The organism is Anoxybacillus sp. FSL W8-0382, from assembly GCF_038003845.1.
In the GTDB taxonomy this organism is placed as follows: Bacteria; Bacillota; Bacilli; order Bacillales; family Anoxybacillaceae; genus Anoxybacillus; species Anoxybacillus flavithermus_G.
In genome coordinates, this window is sequence record NZ_JBBOPX010000001.1 from 12,501 (window position 1) to 30,000 (window position 17,500).

At 42.7% G+C, this 17,500-nt stretch carries 16 protein-coding genes, 1 tRNA gene, 2 rRNA genes, 1 other RNA gene and 1 other annotated feature (2 of these 21 only partly in view); of the genes, 17 read left to right on the forward strand and 3 right to left on the reverse strand.

Annotation, left to right across the window (positions count from 1 at the left end):
• Together NSS60_RS00055 and rrf are read left to right on the forward strand one after the other, a co-directional pair.
• A 23S ribosomal RNA gene (locus tag NSS60_RS00055) occupies nucleotides 1-2,457 on the forward strand (it extends 469 nt beyond the left edge of the window).
• A gap of 148 nt (nucleotides 2,458-2,605) precedes the next feature.
• Nucleotides 2,606-2,722: ribosomal RNA gene (gene rrf, locus NSS60_RS00060) — 5S ribosomal RNA — on the forward strand.
• Nucleotides 2,723-2,742: 20 nt separating this feature from the next.
• On the opposite strand, the gene NSS60_RS00065 is transcribed toward rrf, so the two are convergent.
• Nucleotides 2,743-3,444, reverse strand: a complete 702-nt coding sequence (locus NSS60_RS00065; protein ID WP_004888469.1) for a YaaC family protein — start codon at nucleotides 3,442-3,444, stop codon at nucleotides 2,743-2,745.
• Nucleotides 3,445-3,560: 116 nt separating this feature from the next.
• Between NSS60_RS00065 and guaB the strand changes: the two genes are divergently transcribed.
• From guaB to NSS60_RS00095, 6 genes are all read left to right on the forward strand, one after another.
• Nucleotides 3,561-5,027 carry an IMP dehydrogenase gene (gene guaB / locus NSS60_RS00070; protein WP_004888472.1) on the forward strand — a complete coding sequence of 489 codons (1,467 nt, stop codon included), beginning with the start codon at nucleotides 3,561-3,563 and terminating at the stop codon, nucleotides 5,025-5,027.
• Nucleotides 5,028-5,168: 141 nt separating this feature from the next.
• A complete protein-coding gene (locus tag NSS60_RS00075) occupies nucleotides 5,169-6,455 on the forward strand; it encodes a D-alanyl-D-alanine carboxypeptidase family protein (RefSeq protein WP_445290613.1) in 1,287 nt (428 codons plus the stop codon).
• A gap of 212 nt (nucleotides 6,456-6,667) precedes the next feature.
• Nucleotides 6,668-7,552, forward strand: coding sequence for a pyridoxal 5'-phosphate synthase lyase subunit PdxS (gene pdxS, locus NSS60_RS00080; RefSeq protein WP_004888477.1), 885 nt, complete (start codon nucleotides 6,668-6,670; stop codon nucleotides 7,550-7,552).
• Nucleotides 7,553-7,570: 18 nt separating this feature from the next.
• A complete protein-coding gene (gene pdxT, locus NSS60_RS00085) occupies nucleotides 7,571-8,149 on the forward strand; it encodes a pyridoxal 5'-phosphate synthase glutaminase subunit PdxT (protein WP_064220485.1) in 579 nt (192 codons plus the stop codon).
• 56 nt (nucleotides 8,150-8,205) lie between these two features.
• Nucleotides 8,206-8,421 (forward strand) — a binding site (T-box leader).
• Nucleotides 8,422-8,473: 52 nt separating this feature from the next.
• Nucleotides 8,474-9,748, forward strand: a complete 1,275-nt coding sequence (gene serS, locus NSS60_RS00090; RefSeq protein ID WP_004888482.1) for a serine--tRNA ligase — start codon at nucleotides 8,474-8,476, stop codon at nucleotides 9,746-9,748.
• Nucleotides 9,749-9,830: 82 nt separating this feature from the next.
• Nucleotides 9,831-9,923, forward strand: a tRNA-Ser gene (locus NSS60_RS00095).
• A 131-nt stretch (nucleotides 9,924-10,054) separates the two neighbouring features.
• Here NSS60_RS00095 and NSS60_RS00100 read toward each other — a convergent pair.
• Both NSS60_RS00100 and NSS60_RS00105 read right to left on the reverse strand, forming a co-directional pair.
• The gene (locus NSS60_RS00100; protein ID WP_064214272.1) at nucleotides 10,055-10,723 is read right to left on the reverse strand and encodes a deoxynucleoside kinase; all 669 of its coding nucleotides are present in this window, start codon (nucleotides 10,721-10,723) and stop codon (nucleotides 10,055-10,057) included.
• Nucleotides 10,720-11,358 (reverse strand): deoxynucleoside kinase, encoded by a 639-nt coding sequence (locus NSS60_RS00105; protein WP_004888485.1) that lies wholly within the window; start codon nucleotides 11,356-11,358, stop codon nucleotides 10,720-10,722. Before NSS60_RS00105 ends, NSS60_RS00100 begins: the two co-directional genes overlap by 4 nt.
• A gap of 135 nt (nucleotides 11,359-11,493) precedes the next feature.
• Here NSS60_RS00105 and tadA point away from each other — a divergent pair, with 135 nt between their 5' ends.
• The 9 genes from tadA to NSS60_RS00150 all read left to right on the forward strand — a co-directional run.
• The gene (gene tadA, locus NSS60_RS00110; protein ID WP_004888488.1) at nucleotides 11,494-11,964 is read left to right on the forward strand and encodes a tRNA adenosine(34) deaminase TadA; all 471 of its coding nucleotides are present in this window, start codon (nucleotides 11,494-11,496) and stop codon (nucleotides 11,962-11,964) included.
• 187 nt (nucleotides 11,965-12,151) lie between these two features.
• Nucleotides 12,152-13,501, forward strand: coding sequence for an ISLre2 family transposase (locus tag NSS60_RS00115; RefSeq protein ID WP_075039588.1), 1,350 nt, complete (start codon nucleotides 12,152-12,154; stop codon nucleotides 13,499-13,501).
• Nucleotides 13,502-13,704: 203 nt separating this feature from the next.
• Nucleotides 13,705-13,969, forward strand: an RNA gene (gene ffs / locus NSS60_RS00120) — signal recognition particle sRNA large type.
• 111 nt (nucleotides 13,970-14,080) lie between these two features.
• A complete protein-coding gene (gene dnaX, locus NSS60_RS00125; protein WP_004888489.1) occupies nucleotides 14,081-15,760 on the forward strand; it encodes a DNA polymerase III subunit gamma/tau in 1,680 nt (559 codons plus the stop codon).
• A 16-nt stretch (nucleotides 15,761-15,776) separates the two neighbouring features.
• Nucleotides 15,777-16,100, forward strand: coding sequence for a YbaB/EbfC family nucleoid-associated protein (locus NSS60_RS00130; protein WP_035018391.1), 324 nt, complete (start codon nucleotides 15,777-15,779; stop codon nucleotides 16,098-16,100).
• A gap of 9 nt (nucleotides 16,101-16,109) precedes the next feature.
• Nucleotides 16,110-16,706, forward strand: a complete 597-nt coding sequence (gene recR, locus NSS60_RS00135) for a recombination mediator RecR (protein ID WP_004888493.1) — start codon at nucleotides 16,110-16,112, stop codon at nucleotides 16,704-16,706.
• Nucleotides 16,706-16,927 carry a YaaL family protein gene (locus NSS60_RS00140; protein WP_004888495.1) on the forward strand — a complete coding sequence of 74 codons (222 nt, stop codon included), beginning with the start codon at nucleotides 16,706-16,708 and terminating at the stop codon, nucleotides 16,925-16,927. The genes recR and NSS60_RS00140 overlap by 1 nt, the downstream gene beginning before the upstream one ends.
• 86 nt (nucleotides 16,928-17,013) lie before the next feature.
• A complete protein-coding gene (locus tag NSS60_RS00145; protein WP_035018392.1) occupies nucleotides 17,014-17,280 on the forward strand; it encodes a pro-sigmaK processing inhibitor BofA family protein in 267 nt (88 codons plus the stop codon).
• A gap of 177 nt (nucleotides 17,281-17,457) precedes the next feature.
• On the forward strand, nucleotides 17,458-17,500 hold the 5' end (the start) of the coding sequence (locus NSS60_RS00150; protein ID WP_075039588.1) for an ISLre2 family transposase. Its footprint extends 1,307 nt past the window's final position; 43 of the gene's 1,350 nt are visible here — the first part of the coding sequence; the start codon lies at nucleotides 17,458-17,460; the stop codon falls past the right edge of the window.

The window sequence follows — 17,500 nt, forward strand, 5'->3', positions numbered from 1 at the left end:
GGCTAAATACTCCCTAGTGACCGATAGTGAACCAGTACCGTGAGGGAAAGGTGAAAAGCACCCCGGGAGGGGAGTGAAAGAGAACCTGAAACCGTGTGCCTACAAGTAGTCAGAGCCCGTTTATGGGTGATGGCGTGCCTTTTGTAGAATGAACCGGCGAGTTACGATCTCGTGCGAGGTTAAGTCGAAAAGACGGAGCCGCAGCGAAAGCGAGTCTGAATAGGGCGTATAGTACGAGGTCGTAGACCCGAAACCAGGTGATCTACCCATGTCCAGGGTGAAGGTAGGGTAATACCTACTGGAGGCCCGAACCCACGCACGTTGAAAAGTGCGGGGATGAGGTGTGGGTAGGGGTGAAATGCCAATCGAACTTGGAGATAGCTGGTTCTCCCCGAAATAGCTTTAGGGCTAGCCTCGAGTTGAGAGTCTTGGAGGTAGAGCACTGATTGGGCTAGGGGCCCTCATCGGGTTACCGAACTCAGTCAAACTCCGAATGCCAATGACTTATGCTCGGGAGTCAGACTACGAGTGATAAGATCCGTGGTCAAGAGGGAAACAGCCCAGATCACCAGCTAAGGTCCCAAAGTGTACGTTAAGTGGAAAAGGATGTGGAGTTGCTTAGACAACCAGGATGTTGGCTTAGAAGCAGCCACCATTTAAAGAGTGCGTAATAGCTCACTGGTCGAGTGACTCTGCGCCGAAAATGTACCGGGGCTAAACGTACCACCGAAGCTGTGGGACGACTTACGTCGTCGGTAGGGGAGCGTTCTAAGGGCGTCGAAGCTAGACCGGAAGGACTAGTGGAGCGCTTAGAAGTGAGAATGCCGGTGTGAGTAGCGAAAACAGAGGTGAGAATCCTCTGCACCGAAAGCCTAAGGTTTCCTGAGGAAGGCTCGTCCGCTCAGGGTTAGTCGGGACCTAAGCCGAGGCCGAAAGGCGTAGGCGATGGACAACAGGTTGATATTCCTGTACCACCTCCTCACCGTTTGAGCAATGGGGGGACGCAGGAGGATAGGGTCAGCGCGCGACTGGTTGTGCGCGTCCAAGCAGTTAGGCGCCTCAAGTAGGCAAATCCGCTTGAGTAGGCTGAGCTGTGATGGCGAGGGAAATAAAGTACCGAAGTGCCTGATTCCACACTGCCAAGAAAAGCCTCTAGCGAGGTGAGAGGTGCCCGTACCGCAAACCGACACAGGTAGGCGAGGAGAGAATCCTAAGGTGCGCGGGAGAACTCTCGTTAAGGAACTCGGCAAAATGACCCCGTAACTTCGGGAGAAGGGGTGCTCCCTCGGGTGAATAGCCCAGGGGAGCCGCAGTGAAAAGGCCCAAGCGACTGTTTATCAAAAACACAGGTCTCTGCGAAGCCGTAAGGCGAAGTATAGGGGCTGACACCTGCCCGGTGCTGGAAGGTTAAGGGGAGCGCTTAGCGCAAGCGAAGGTGCGAACCGAAGCCCCAGTAAACGGCGGCCGTAACTATAACGGTCCTAAGGTAGCGAAATTCCTTGTCGGGTAAGTTCCGACCCGCACGAAAGGTGTAACGACTTGGGCACTGTCTCAACGAGAGACCCGGTGAAATCATAGTACCTGTGAAGATGCAGGTTACCCGCGACAGGACGGAAAGACCCCGTGGAGCTTTACTGCAGCCTGATATTGAATGTTGGTGCGACATGTACAGCATAGGTGGGAGACTGAGAAGCCTGGACGCCAGTCTAGGTGGAGTCGCCGTTGGGATACCACCCTTGTCGTACTGAGATTCTAACCCGCACCCCTGATCGGGGTGGGAGACAGTGTCAGGTGGGCAGTTTGACTGGGGCGGTCGCCTCCCAAAGCGTAACGGAGGCGCCCAAAGGTTCCCTCAGAATGGTTGGAAATCATTCGAAGAGTGTAAAGGCAGAAGGGAGCTTGACTGCGAGACCTACAAGTCGAGCAGGGACGAAAGTCGGGCTTAGTGATCCGGTGGTTCCGAATGGAAGGGCCATCGCTCAACGGATAAAAGCTACCCCGGGGATAACAGGCTTATCTCCCCCAAGAGTCCACATCGACGGGGAGGTTTGGCACCTCGATGTCGGCTCATCGCATCCTGGGGCTGTAGTCGGTCCCAAGGGTTGGGCTGTTCGCCCATTAAAGCGGTACGCGAGCTGGGTTCAGAACGTCGTGAGACAGTTCGGTCCCTATCCGTCGCGGGCGTAGGAAATTTGAGAGGAGCTGTCCTTAGTACGAGAGGACCGGGATGGACGCACCGCTGGTGTACCAGTTGTTCCGCCAGGAGCACAGCTGGGTAGCTATGTGCGGAAGGGATAAGCGCTGAAAGCATCTAAGCGTGAAGCCCCCCTCAAGATGAGATTTCCCATCGCGTCAAGCGAGTAAGATCCCTTGAAGATGACAAGGTAGATAGGTCCGAGGTGGAAGCGTGGCGACACGTGCAGCTGACGGATACTAATCGATCGAGGATTTAACTAAGCACACAAGAAAAGCTGAGAACGGTCCTTGGCGAAGCCAAGGAAACGTCCGACGGAGCCGAGAGCTTTTGACGAAGACGTGCTTGCACGTCGAACGGAAAAAGCGAAGGCGACTGTTCTGTTATCTAGTTTTGAAGGAATACATATTGCTCGGTGACGATGGCGGAGAGGTCACACCCGTTCCCATCCCGAACACGGAAGTTAAGCTCTCCAGCGCCGATGGTAGTTGGCGGGACACCGCCTGCGAGAGTAGGACGTTGCCGGGCAAAGACTAGACCAAGACAATTTAGTCTTGGTCTTTTTTGCTATCTAATAAATAATGATACAAATATAGTGGTATTTTATGTTTGGTTACTTCTAAAAATTGTACAATAAAAGGATACGCATCGTTTGAATAACTATGAAGGAGATCGTACCACCATTCTGTTTCATAACGGCAAATCATGCTTAAATTATAAAGCAATAAATAGTGGGCAACGACTTCATGGGTATGTTTGCTGCGTTCGTTTACATGTTTAAAATATAGCTCAAATAAAGGAGTTAATTCCTCAATATGTTCTAACAGATCTTTCATACAAAACTTTTCTCCATATGCATGTTTCACATGAAACATTTTTTCAGAAAAATAAGTAAACAAACCATGTTTTTGAACTTTTACTTCGTCTTTAAAAAAATCATAGTTTTGCTTCTTTCTTTTTCTTGTTGATACCCCATGCGCTAAAACGGACGATGTTTCAGGATAGTCAGCGTGAATAGTTAATAAACAAGCTTTAAGAAGTTGAACATTTCCATAAAATAATAAAACAGGCTTAATCGCTAGCGGTGCTTCATGGGCGGTGTCGTAAAACTTTTTTCCGTGTTGCAAGTAATACATAAATGGATAACAATTATCATAGCTTTTCTTTTCAGCGTCTTCTCTTCCTTCTTGTTTGTACCGATCAAGTAAAAACTGTTGTGTAAAATTTGATGAATAAAACACTTCCCACATCGTGTACTCTCCTTAGTTAATTGATTGAATTATCGAACATTTTTATGTTTTCTTGACAGAAAAAAGCGAAGTTGATACTCTACTAATTAATATTTCCAAAGTGAGGGGGAAAAACGATGTGGGAAACAAAATTTGCGAAAGAAGGATTGACATTTGATGATGTTCTTTTAATTCCGGCGAAGTCAGAAGTGTTGCCACGTGATGTCGATCTAACGGTTGAGCTAAGTAAAACATTGAAATTGAACATCCCAATTATTAGTGCGGGAATGGATACGGTGACAGAGGCAGAAATGGCGATTGCGATGGCGCGCCAAGGAGGATTAGGAATTATCCATAAAAACATGTCGATTGAGCAACAGGCGGAACAAGTCGATAAAGTAAAGCGTTCAGAAAGCGGGGTAATTACCGATCCGTTCTTTTTAACCCCCGAACATCAAGTATATGATGCGGAACATTTAATGAGTAAATATCGTATTTCAGGCGTTCCGATCGTGAACAATGCTGAAGAACAAAAGCTTGTTGGAATTATTACAAATCGTGATTTACGTTTCATTCAAGATTACTCAATAAAAATTTCTGATGTCATGACAAAAGAAAATTTAATTACTGCCCCTGTTGGAACAACATTAGAAGAAGCAGAAAAAATTTTACAAAAGTACAAAATTGAAAAACTCCCTCTCGTTGACGATCAAGGTGTGTTAAAAGGGCTTATTACCATTAAAGATATTGAAAAAGTCATTGAATTCCCAAATGCAGCAAAAGACGCGAAAGGACGTCTTCTTGTTGGGGCGGCTGTTGGGGTGACATCAGATACGATGTTGCGCGTGAAAAAGCTTGTGGAAGCAAACGTTGACGTCATTGTAGTTGATACAGCCCACGGTCATTCTAAAGGAGTGCTTGAAACGGTACGGAAAATTCGCGACACTTACCCGACATTGAACATTATCGCTGGAAATGTCGCGACAGCAGAGGCGACAAGAGATCTAATTGAAGCAGGAGCAAATATCATTAAAGTCGGTATCGGTCCAGGATCAATTTGTACGACACGGGTTGTCGCAGGTGTCGGTGTTCCTCAAATTACAGCCATTTATGACTGTGCAACAGAAGCAAGGAAATATGGTGTTTCAATTATTGCTGATGGGGGAATTAAATATTCTGGTGATATTGTAAAGGCTTTAGCAGCTGGTGGACATGCGGTTATGCTCGGAAGCTTGCTTGCAGGTGTATCTGAAAGTCCGGGGGAAACAGAAATTTATCAAGGTAGACGATTTAAAGTATATCGCGGTATGGGATCAGTTGGAGCGATGGAAAAGGGAAGTAAAGACCGCTATTTCCAAGAAGATAATAAAAAATTTGTTCCGGAAGGCATTGAAGGAAGAGTACCTTATAAGGGGCCGCTTGCTGATACCATTTATCAACTTGTCGGTGGATTGCGAGCAGGAATGGGCTATTGCGGAACGAGAAATTTAGAAGAATTGCGAGAAAAAGCGCAATTTGTGCGCATGACTGGAGCAGGACTAAGAGAAAGCCATCCACATGACGTCCAAATTACGAAAGAAGCGCCAAACTATTCATTTATGTAGTAAATACATAGGCAGAGGTGGAAGATTCCTCTGTCTATTTTTTTTTACAAGAGTATGTTAAAATAACGGTTATGTAAAACAGAGTTGGAGGGTTTGAGCGTGAAAACATCGTACAAGAGCTTCATCATTTCCATTGTAGCAATGTTCTTATTTATGGCGACGTTACCGCAAAATATAAAAGCGGAAGAAGACGTGCTCAATATTGAAGCAGATGCCGCTATTCTCGTTGAAGCGGAAACAGGAAAAATTTTATACCAAAAAAATATTGATGCCGTTTTAGGGATTGCTAGCATGACAAAAATGATGACGGAGTATTTGTTGCTAGAGGCCATTCATGAAGGGCGCGTGAAATGGGATCAAGAATATGCAGTAAGTGAGTATGTATATCAAATTTCTCAAAAGCGCGATTTATCGAATGTTCCGTTAAGAAAAGATGGAAAATATACAGTACGTGAATTATACGAAGCAATGGCGATTTACTCGGCAAACGGGGCGACGGTTGCAATCGCAGAAATTGTTGGTGGTTCGGAAGCAAATTTTGTGAAGATGATGAATGAAAAAGCGCAAGAGCTGGGATTAAAAGATTACAAGTTTGTTAATGCAACCGGACTCAATAACAAAGATTTAGGGGGATTGCACCCAGCAGGTAGTGGAGATAACGAAGAAAACGTCATGTCTGCTCGTGCTGTAGCGACATTAGCATATCATTTATATCACGAGTTCCCGGAAATTTTAGAAACGGCAAGTATTCCCCGAAAGTATTTCCGAGAAGGAACAGATGACCAAATTAAAATGGATAACTGGAACTGGATGCTTCCGGGACTTATCGCAGCATATGAAGGTGTAGATGGTATAAAAACGGGATATACAGAGTTTGCAGGGTATTGCTTTACAGGTACAGCAGAGCGGAATGGTATGCGCTTTATTACCGTTGTGATGAATGCAAAAACGAATGGTAAGGGTACATATTTATCACGTTTTGAACAGACGAGAAAAATGTTAGACTATGCGTTTAGCAACTATACTGTGCAAAAGTTGTATCCAAAAGGCTATACGACGAAAAAACATAAAACAGTCATCGTAAAAAAAGGGAAAGAAAAAGAAGTTGCGATCGCGACAAAACAACCACTATCGCTTGTTATTAAACGCGGGGAAGAGAAAAAATATAAACCTGTTGTTGTTATTGAAAAAGAAACGTTAACAGCCCCTGTGAAAAAAGGTCAAAAAGTAGGATATATGTACGTGAAATATGAAGGAACAGACTACGGCTATTTAACGAAAGGAGGGGAAAAAGCAGCACAAGTTGACATCGTAACAAAGCGAGCTGTAGAGAAAGCAAATGGCTTTATTTTAGCGCTGCGCGCCATTGGTGAACTGTTTAGCGATATTTGGAGTGGTGCTTCAAATGCAATCAAAGGGTTATTTTAAAGCTCTCTTTTTGGAGGGCTTTAAAATTTTTATTATGATTTTTTGAAAAATTGAGTTAAAATAAAAAAATGTAGCTAGTGTTTCTACACTTTTACCTAGTAAAAACGTATGCTAGAATATGGATAGTGTACTGAAGTAATGAATAGTTGTCGTTAAACTGATTTTTCAGTACAATATCACAATAACGATATACATAATGGGAGGAATGAACGGTGGCGGTTACAGGTACAGAACGTGTAAAACGCGGAATGGCGGAAATGCAAAAAGGTGGCGTCATTATGGACGTCGTGAATGCAGAACAAGCGAAAATCGCAGAAGCAGCAGGTGCTGTTGCAGTGATGGCTCTTGAGCGCGTTCCAGCTGATATTCGTGCAGCTGGTGGTGTTGCCCGCATGGCTGATCCGACAGTTATTGAAGAAGTGATGAAAGCAGTATCTATTCCGGTAATGGCGAAGGCGCGTATCGGCCACTATGTGGAAGCGCGTGTATTAGAGGCGCTCGGCGTAGACTATATTGATGAGAGTGAAGTATTAACGCCAGCAGACGAAGAATTTCATATTGATAAACGTCAATTTACTGTGCCGTTTGTATGTGGCTGCCGTGATTTAGGTGAAGCAGCTCGTCGTATCGCTGAAGGAGCATCGATGCTTCGTACAAAAGGCGAACCGGGCACAGGAAATATTGTTGAAGCTGTTCGCCATATGCGTAAAGTAAACGCGCAAGTGCGTAAAGTCGTCAGCATGAGTGAAGATGAATTAATGACGGAAGCGAAAAATTTAGGTGCACCGTTTGAAGTGTTGTTAGAAATTAAACGTCTTGGTCGTCTTCCTGTCGTTAACTTTGCAGCAGGTGGTGTTGCGACACCAGCGGATGCAGCATTAATGATGCATTTAGGTGCTGATGGTGTATTTGTTGGTTCTGGTATTTTCAAATCAGAAAACCCTGAAAAATATGCACGTGCTATCGTAGAGGCGACAACTCATTATGAAGATTACGAATTAATTGCCCACTTATCAAAAGGATTAGGTGGAGCGATGAAAGGGATTGATATTTCTTCGTTGCTTCCTGAACAACGGATGCAAGAACGCGGATGGTAATGTAAAGGAGCAATGAATATGGTGAAAATAGGAGTATTAGGATTGCAAGGGGCCGTACGTGAACATGTACGGTCGATTGAAGCGTGTGGTGCAGAAGCGGTAGTGATTAAAAAGGTCGAGCAATTGACACAGATTGATGGCCTTATCATTCCAGGTGGGGAAAGTACGACGATGCGTCGTTTGATGGATAAATACGGCTTTATTGAACCGCTGAAGCAATTCGCAGGCGAAGGGAAGCCGATGTTTGGAACGTGTGCAGGCTTAATCATTTTAGCGAAAAAAATTGTTGGTTACGATGAGCCGCATCTCGGTTTAATGGATATTACGGTTGAACGCAACTCGTTCGGTCGCCAGCGTGAAAGCTTTGAAGCATCTTTATCTATTAAAGGAGTCGCGGATGACTTTATTGGTGTATTTATTCGAGCTCCGCACATTGTATCTGTAGGAGCCGATGTTGATGTGCTTGCGACATATGAGGATCGCATTGTCGCGGCAAGACAAGGACAATTTTTAGGATGTTCGTTTCATCCAGAATTAACAGACGACCATCGTATGACGCAATACTTTATCAACATGGTGAAAGAGACAAAAGAATAAACGGGTTGCATTTTGTTTAAACTTATAGTACATTATTTCCAAGAAAATGATATGAAGAAAAAGCGATGACAGGAACTAGTAGCAAGCCCTCTTCCTTTCAGAGAGCCGATGGTTGGTGTGAATCGGCAGGAATGACTTGTGAATCCATCCTGGAGCGAAATGCTGAACACGTCCAGTTAGTAAGCATTTCCGGTGAGAACCGTTATATTTCTCGAGTGGAAGACATATGTCTTCAACTAGGGTGGCAACGCGGGAATACTCTCGTCCCTTTCTTCTGGGACGGGAGTTTTTTATTTACTAAACAAATGTAAAGGAGGAATTGCGATGTTAGACTTACGATTTTTACGTGCCAATTTTGAAGAAGTAAAACAAAAACTTCAACATCGTGGTGAAGACTTAACTGATTTTGAACGATTCGAGCAGCTCGATCGCCGTCGTCGTGAGTTGATTGCACAAGCGGAGGAATTAAAAAATAAGCGCAATGATGTGTCACAACAAATTGCTTTATTAAAACGCGAGAAAAAAGACGCGGATCATCTCATTGCTGAAATGCGCCAGGTTGGTGATCGAATTAAAGTACTTGATGATGAATTGCGCGAAGTAGAACAACAGCTTGAAACATTGCTTTTATCCATTCCAAACATTCCACATGAATCTGTTCCGATTGGTGAATCAGAAGACGACAATGTGGAAATTCGCAAATGGGGTGAACCACGTTCATTTTCTTTTGAACCGAAACCACATTGGGAAATTGCTGATCAACTTGGTATTTTAGATTTTGAACGAGCAGCAAAGGTGACAGGAAGCCGATTTGTGTTTTATAAAGGTCTTGGAGCGCGCTTAGAACGTGCGTTAATTAACTTTATGTTAGATTTACATGTTGAACAACATGGATATGAAGAAGTTCTCCCGCCATACATCGTTAATCGGACAAGCATGACGGGAACGGGGCAACTTCCAAAGTTTGAAGAAGATGCGTTTCGTATTGAAAGTGAAGACTACTTTTTAATTCCAACAGCAGAAGTTCCTGTGACAAACTTACATCGCGATGAAATTTTATCAGCAGATGATTTGCCGATTAAATATGTTGCATATAGTGCATGTTTCCGTTCGGAAGCGGGATCAGCAGGAAGAGATACACGCGGATTAATTCGTCAACATCAGTTCAATAAGGTAGAGCTTGTGAAATTTGTAAAACCAGAAGATTCTTATGAAGAACTTGAAAAGTTAACGAATGATGCAGAGCGTGTTTTACAACTATTAGGTCTGCCATATCGTGTAATGAGCATGTGTACAGCTGATTTAGGTTTTACTGCAGCAAAAAAATATGACATTGAAGTATGGTTACCAAGCTACGGCACATACCGTGAAATTTCTTCTTGCAGCAATTTTGAAGCGTTTCAAGCTCGCCGCGCAAATATTCGTTTCCGTCGTGATCCAAAGGCGAAGCCAGAACATGTGCATACGCTAAACGGATCTGGTTTAGCCATCGGACGAACTGTTGCAGCGATTTTAGAAAATTACCAACAGGAAGATGGAACGGTAGTTATTCCAGAAGTACTTCGACCATACATGGGAGGAAAAGAAGTTATTTCATAGGGGGAGAAAGTTTGCCCCCCTTTTCTTTATAAAAAGTGTTGACATGTCGTGATGGTTATGATAATTTAATACATGTCGATACGGAGGAGTACCCAAGTCTGGCTGAAGGGGTCGGTCTTGAAAACCGAGAGGCGTCGAAAGGCGCGCGGGGGTTCGAATCCCTCCTCCTCCGCCATTATTCGAATATCCATAAACCACAGCGCATAAAATGGAGATTGTTTATCGGATAATTCGTTACATATCGTAACGAATTTTTGTTTTATGTGAAAAAATGAAAGGATGTCCCAAAAACAACTGGGAACATCCTTATTTTTTTAACTTGCGATACTGTTCAATCATGTATCCAATTTTTGCAACGATCGGCTCGATCGATTCGGCATCGCGAATAATGTCATATTCATTAATGTTAATACGCAAAACAGGACAAGCGTTAAAGCTATTGATCCATCTCTCATATCTTTCATACATTTCTTTCCAATATTCGGTTGGTGTCTGCTGTTCCATTGGACGACCGCGCTCACGAATGCGTTTAATAATTTCCTCAAAACTTCCTTCTAAGTAAATAAGCAGATCAGGATGAGGGAAATACGGAGTCATGACCATTGCTTCAAATAAACTCGTATACGTCTCGTAGTCAACTTTCGACATCGTTCCTTTTTCGAAATGCATCTTTGCAAAAATACCTGTATCTTCGTAAATGGAGCGATCTTGGACAAATCCTCCTCCGTATTCAAAAATACGCTTTTGTTCTTTGAATCGTTCAGCGAGAAAGTAAATTTGAAGGTGAAAGCTCCAACGTTTAAAATCAGCGTAAAATTTATCTAAATAAGGATTTGTATCTACTTTTTCAAAAGAAGTGCGAAATTGAAGCGCATCAGCTAACGCTTTTGTCATCGTTGATTTTCCGACACCGACCGTTCCAGCAATGGTAATGACAGCATCGCTTGGGATATGATATTTTTCTCGTAAGTTCATTGTTCTAAGCTCCTTTTGAGAACAGATTGCAGTTCATTTAAAATATAAAATCGATCTTTGTCATTATGAACGAAGTCGAGTTCATCTCCATTAAATCGCAATACAGAAATGTGGGGGTGGTCTTGTTCAAATTGTTCTATTGCTTGTTCATAAGCATGAGATAGTTGTTGTAAATAGTTCGGATCAATGTTTTTTTCAAATTCGCGACCCCGCATAGCAATACGCTCTAACAACGTGTGTAATGAAGCATGCAAATAAATAACAACGTTTGGTTTTGGCATATCGCTTGTTAAAATGTCATAAATTCGTACATACTTTTCGTACTGTTTTCCTTTTAACGTTTGCTTAGCAAAGATTAAGTTTTTGAAAATATGGTAGTCAGCTACAACCGGTTTCCCATTGTTTAAAAACTTTTTTTCGACATCTTCTAGCTGTTTATAGCGATTACATAGAAAAAACATCTCTGTTTGGAAACTCCATTCTTCGATGTTTTCATAAAATTTACCTAAAAAAGGATTTTCATCAACAATTTCTTTTAATAGCTCATATTGAAAATGGGTTGAGATGACCTTAGCTAATGATGTTTTTCCAACACCAATTGGGCCTTCCACAGTAATAAAGGGCACGCGGGACATTGTGTAACCTCCTTCGGGTGAAACCGTCTGTGTAGACAGACAAAATTTATTTTAACATAAAATGATTAGTATGTATGTTGCTTTTTTGTTTTGATATACTTTATAGATGATAAAAAGGTACGGGAGTTTCAAAAGATGAGAAATGATGAGTATTACATGCATTTAGCGATCGAAGAAGCAAAGAAAGCAGAAAAAATAGGAGAAGTGCCTATCGGTGCTGTTATTGTATATAACGACCAAGTGATTGCGCGAGCCCATAATTTGCGCGAACGGGATCAACGCTCGATTGCTCATGCGGAGCTTTTGGCCATTGATGAAGCATGTCGAAAACTAGGCACGTGGCGACTAGAACAAGCAACGTTGTATGTGACGTTAGAACCTTGTGCCATGTGCGCTGGGGCAATTGTTCTGTCTCGGATCAAACGCGTTGTATTTGGGGCAAGCGATCCGAAAGGGGGATGTGCAGGGACATTAATGAATTTATTACAAGAATCGAGATTTAATCACCAATCGGAGGTTGTTAGCGGGGTATTAGCTGAACAATGTGGCGACCTATTGAGTCAGTTTTTTCGACGTTTGCGTCAGCAAAAAAAAGAGAAAAAATAGATGTAATTCCAATTAAATTCCATTGTGTATGAGTAAAATGTTTGTGGGAGAAAAAAAGACAGGTTCCTGATTTGGTATAATAAGGAACCTGTCAGATATGTAAGCAAAATAGATGAAAAACGGGCTCTCCTCCTGGTAAGGTAGTAAGTGTGAAAAAAAAATACAACCAAAGAAAGGAGTGGAGCCCATGCAGGATTATATCACAAACGGCTTGACATTAAAAGAGATCGAACAGTCTTTATTTAGACATATGCAAAAACAATATGGTCATCTCCTTCAACAGGTGTTGGAGGAGATCGACCGCACATTGGCAGAACAGCGGGACAAGAAACGATATGCGCTCAAAGATAAGCGGACGATCCGACTCCAAACGCTATTTGGAGAGGTGGAAGTGAAGCGAAACTACTACTTTGACCGTGAAAAAAAGGTGTATACGTCTTTACTCGATGTCTTTCTCCAGTTCGATGGGGCGCATGGAGTGAGTCCGCTATTAGAGGAGACAGCGATTCATCTCGCCGTGACGGGTTCTTCGTATCGACAGGCTGCGCAGTCGCTTGAAAAGCTGGTGGGGTATGCATGTATGAGTCACGAAACGATTCGCCAGTCCATCATCGAGGCAGAGGTGGAAGGGCACCGTGCGATGGAGAAAAAAGGGCGCGTGTTTTTTATCGAAGCAGACGGGTTGTACGTGAAACGTCAACGAAGCCGCATCAAAGGAAAAGAAGAAAAGATCATCACGATTCACCAAGGATGGGAGAAAAACGGGAAACGCGTATCCTTAGTGAATCGACGGTATATGGTTCATCAAACGAATGAACCGATTTGGGAAGCTGTAGAGAATTTTCTGATGAAGGAATACAGCTATGATCCGTTTGAGGATTGGGTGGTCATCAATGGAGATGGAGCCCCATGGATTACAGCGTGTCGAGAATATTTCGGGGACAGGGGGTACTTTCAGCTTGATCGGTTCCATGTGGCAAGAGAGATTCGTCAATTGTTCCGAGGTCATGCGAGATATCGGGTGATTCGAAAGAAGTTAGCATCATGGGATGAAGAAGGTGTGTTACGAGAACTCACAAGTGCCATCGGTACGTTAGAACATGAGGAGAAGGAAAAGCAACTCGAGGCGCTTGTTCGTCGAATCGAGGAGATACCAGGATGTTTACGTGACTATCGCGTATGGTTGAAGGAAAAAGGGATTGACACGACAAACATGAGGGCGATGGGGAGTGCGGAAGGAACGATGCATGTGTTTGCGAAACGAAGTAAAAACGGTCGAAGTTGGAGGGATGCAGGGATTGAAGCGATGTTGCGAGCGATCGTCGCGATAAAAGATACGTTACTCATTCGGACACGCGATGGAGTGATGTATGGCGTGGAAGAACGAGAAGAAACGAAACGAGAAACGATCGTGAAAAAGGCACTGAAGCGCGTGCAAACGCAAATGACAGAAGTGGTACGAGATAACATCCCATACCTTCGCCAATCTTCAGGGACACCGATTTACGAGGCATTGCAAGCATTGAAAGGTTTTTAAAACGAGAGAAAACGCACATACCTACAGGATGAGAGTAAGTAAAAGCGCTTACATATAACGATTTTATAAAACCATATATAACCAAAAAAATCGGTCGAGAAAAAAATCTCCCACAAAGTCTTGACTCAAACTTCCATTGTGTAGTCGTTGCAATTTGGATGAAAAAGAGATATACTTATACTTGCGTTAGAGATAACGCATTGCCGTGCTAAGCGGGGAGGTAGCGGTGCCCTGTACTCGCAATCCGCTCTAGCGAGGCTGAATTCCTTCTTTAGGCTAGTTTGCTGTAGAGTCTGCCTAGAGTAAGTGGTGTTGACGTTTGGGTCCTGCGCAATGGGAATCCGTGAACCCTGTCAGGTCCGGAAGGAAGCAGCAGTAAGCGGACAATCCCATGTGCCGCAGGGGTGCCTGAACCGAGCTAACTACTCTAGTAACGTTTATGGCAGCTAGTCGACAGAAGGTGCACGGCAATTTACATAAATGGGATCGAAAGCACTTGCCTAGGAGGCAAGTGCTTTTTTCATACGTTTTTTAATGATATAATAAATGGGATACGAGGACAAAGAGGAGGGCAGTTTCGTGAGTTATAGAGCTTTATATCGTGTTTTTCGGCCACAAAGCTTCAAAGATGTTGTCGGTCAAGAACACGTCACAAAAACGTTGCAAAATGCCCTGCTTCAACAAAAGATTTCACATGCATATTTATTTTCTGGTCCACGTGGGACAGGAAAAACAAGTATAGCTAAAATTTTCGCTAAAGCGGTAAACTGCGAGCATCGTCCAACAGCAGAGCCATGCAACGAATGTCCGACTTGTTTAGGCATTATGAACGGTTCGATTTCAGATGTGTTAGAGATTGACGCAGCATCAAATAACGGAGTAGATGAAATTCGTGATATTCGCGATAAGGTGAAATTTGCTCCAACCTCAGCACCTTATAAAGTGTATATTATCGATGAAGTGCATATGTTGTCCATCGGGGCGTTTAATGCATTATTAAAGACATTGGAGGAACCACCGAAACATGTCATTTTTATTTTAGCGACAACAGAGCCTCACAAAATTCCGTTAACGATCGTTTCTCGATGTCAGCGGTTTGATTTTCGGCGCATTGAGCTCAAATCCATCGTTTCACGTTTAAAAACGGTTGTTGCTGAAGAAGGTATAGATGTAGAGGAAGAAGCATTGTTTGCAATTGCGCGTGCTGCTGATGGTGGAATGCGTGATGCGTTAAGCTTGCTTGATCAAGCCATTTCTTTTAGTGATGACCGGGTGTTGCTTGAAGATGTGTTAGCGGTTACAGGCGCTGTCTCACAGCGGAAAATTGCTGATTTAATTTACGCGATGTATGAAAAGAAGACGGTTGAGGCGTTACGCCTTTTTCAAGATTTAATGGAACAAGGGAAAGATCCGAACCGTCTCGTCGAAGATTTAATTTATTATTACCGAGATATGCTTTTATATAAAGCAGCGCCACAGCTTGAGGATGTGACGCATCGTGTGCTTGTTGATGAGCGATTTCGAGAGCTTTCTGACATGATTCCGACATCGTTCATATATGAAGCGATCGATTTGTTAAGCAAAAGCCAACACGATATGCGTTTGACAAATCATCCACGTATTCATATGGAAGTCACGATCGTAAAACTTTGTTATGAAGAGGAGCATGCGATAAAATCTACTTCCTCCCTAGATTTAGAGGAGAAGGTAAAACAGCTTGAGCAACAATTGGAGAAACTAAAAGAAGCAGGTGTGAAGCCTGCTGCTTCGGAAGTTAGTGAACCGGTGAAAAAAACGGTGAAAAATATTCGCACAGACTATAAAATACCGATAGGACGCATTCATGAAGTGCTTCGCCAAGCGACGCATCAGCACTTATCTCTTGTTAAAGGGAATTGGGGGCATGTGCTTGATTTGCTGAAGAAGCAAAACAAAGTGTCCCATGCAGCATTATTACAAGAAAGTGAACCTGTAGCAGCAAGTAGCACAGCTTTCGTGCTAAAATTTAAATATGAAATTCACTGTAAGATGGTTGCTGATAATAGTAACTACGTCAAAGATAATTTAGAGCAAGTATTATTTGAATTAACAGGGAAAAAACTCGATACGATCCCTGTTCCAGAAAGCGAATGGCTTCAAATTCGCGAGCAGTTTATTCGGCAGCAAACAAATGAAGACGAACATCATGAACAGGAAGATCCATTTATTGCAGAAGCAAAAAAATGGTTTGGTGAACACTTAATTGAAATTAAAGAATAATGGAGGAATGATGACAATGATGCGTGGAATGGGAAATATGCAAAAAATGATGAAGCAAATGCAAAAAATGCAAAAAGATATGGAGAAAGCGCAAGCAGAGTTAGCAGAAAAAACGGTTGAAGGAACAGCAGGAGGCGGAATGGTCACTGTTGTCGCGAACGGTCATAAACAAATTTTAGAAGTGAGAATTAAAGAGGAAGTTGTTGATCCAGAAGATATCGACATGTTGCAAGATTTAGTGCTTGCAGCAACGAATGATGCGTTGAAAAAGGTAGATGAGTTAACAGCAGAAACAATGGGGCAGTTTACAAAAGGATTGAACATACCGGGATTATTCTAGGGGGTTCGTATGTATTATCCAGAGCCGATATCGAAGCTAATCGACAGTTTTATGAAATTGCCAGGCATCGGACCGAAAACGGCCGTCCGTCTGGCGTTTTTTGTATTAAACATGAAAGAAGATGTAGTACTAGATTTCGCAAAAGCGCTTGTCAATGCGAAAAGAAATTTAACATATTGCTCATCATGTGGTCATATTACGGATAAAGATCCTTGTTATATTTGCGAAGATGATAAGCGTGATCGTTCCATCATTTGTGTCGTTCAAGATCCGAAAGACGTTATTGCTATGGAAAAAATGAAAGAATATAACGGGCTATATCATGTGTTACATGGGGCAATTTCACCAATGGAAGGAATTGGTCCGGAAGATATTAAAATTGCTGAATTGCTTAGACGTCTTCAAGATGAAACGGTTCAAGAAGTAATTTTAGCTACGAATCCAAACATCGAAGGTGAAGCAACCGCTATGTATATTTCACGCTTGTTAAAACCAACAGGTGTAAAAATTACGCGCATTGCTCACGGGCTACCGGTTGGTGGCGATTTGGAGTATGCGGACGAAGTGACGTTATCTAAAGCTCTTGAAGGAAGAAGGGAATTGTAGTGTTTTGGAAGAAAAAGGGGTGGCTACGCAAACAATTTAACGATCAGCTGATTGAACGTTTGCAACGTTATCGTGATGATTGGATGGAAAAAAAACAATTAATAGAAAAAAGTGTCGAACCATCCGACAAAATCATCTTCGATTTAAAAATTGCTGAAGCAAAATATTTATTTCTCCTTCGAGAAGCAAAAAAGAGAAAAGTGACAATTGGGAAGGGATGATTCCCCTTCCCTTTCGTATGGGCTTGTCATATAGAAAAGAGGTGGGCATATATTTAAAAATAAAACAGCTTGAAGGGGAGAAAATGATGAATGAAACTGTTGTCATTGTGTCGATCGTTAGTTTAATTGTTATTATTTTGCTTATTGGTATTCCGATACGCTTGACTCGATTCATTGGAGAAGGAATTGCTCGTTTAGTGATCGGGGCTTTATTTATTTTTTTAATTAATGTTGTTGGTGGTGTATTAGGTATTCATCTGCCGATTAATTTGTTTACAGTAGCAGTTACCGGATTTCTAGGTATTCCTGGTGTTGTAGCACTCATTTTCCTTCAACAATATGTCATTTCATAAACGGACATATCCGTTTATGTATGAGTAAAATGTTTGTGGGAGAAAAAAAGACAGGTTCCTGATTTGGTATAATAAGGAACCTGTCAGATATGTAAGCAAAATAGATGAAAAACGGGCTCTCCTCCTGGTAAGGTAGTAAGTGCGAAAAAAATACAACCAAAGAAAGGAGTGGAGCCCATGCAGGATTATATCACAAACGGCTTGACATTAAAAGAGATCG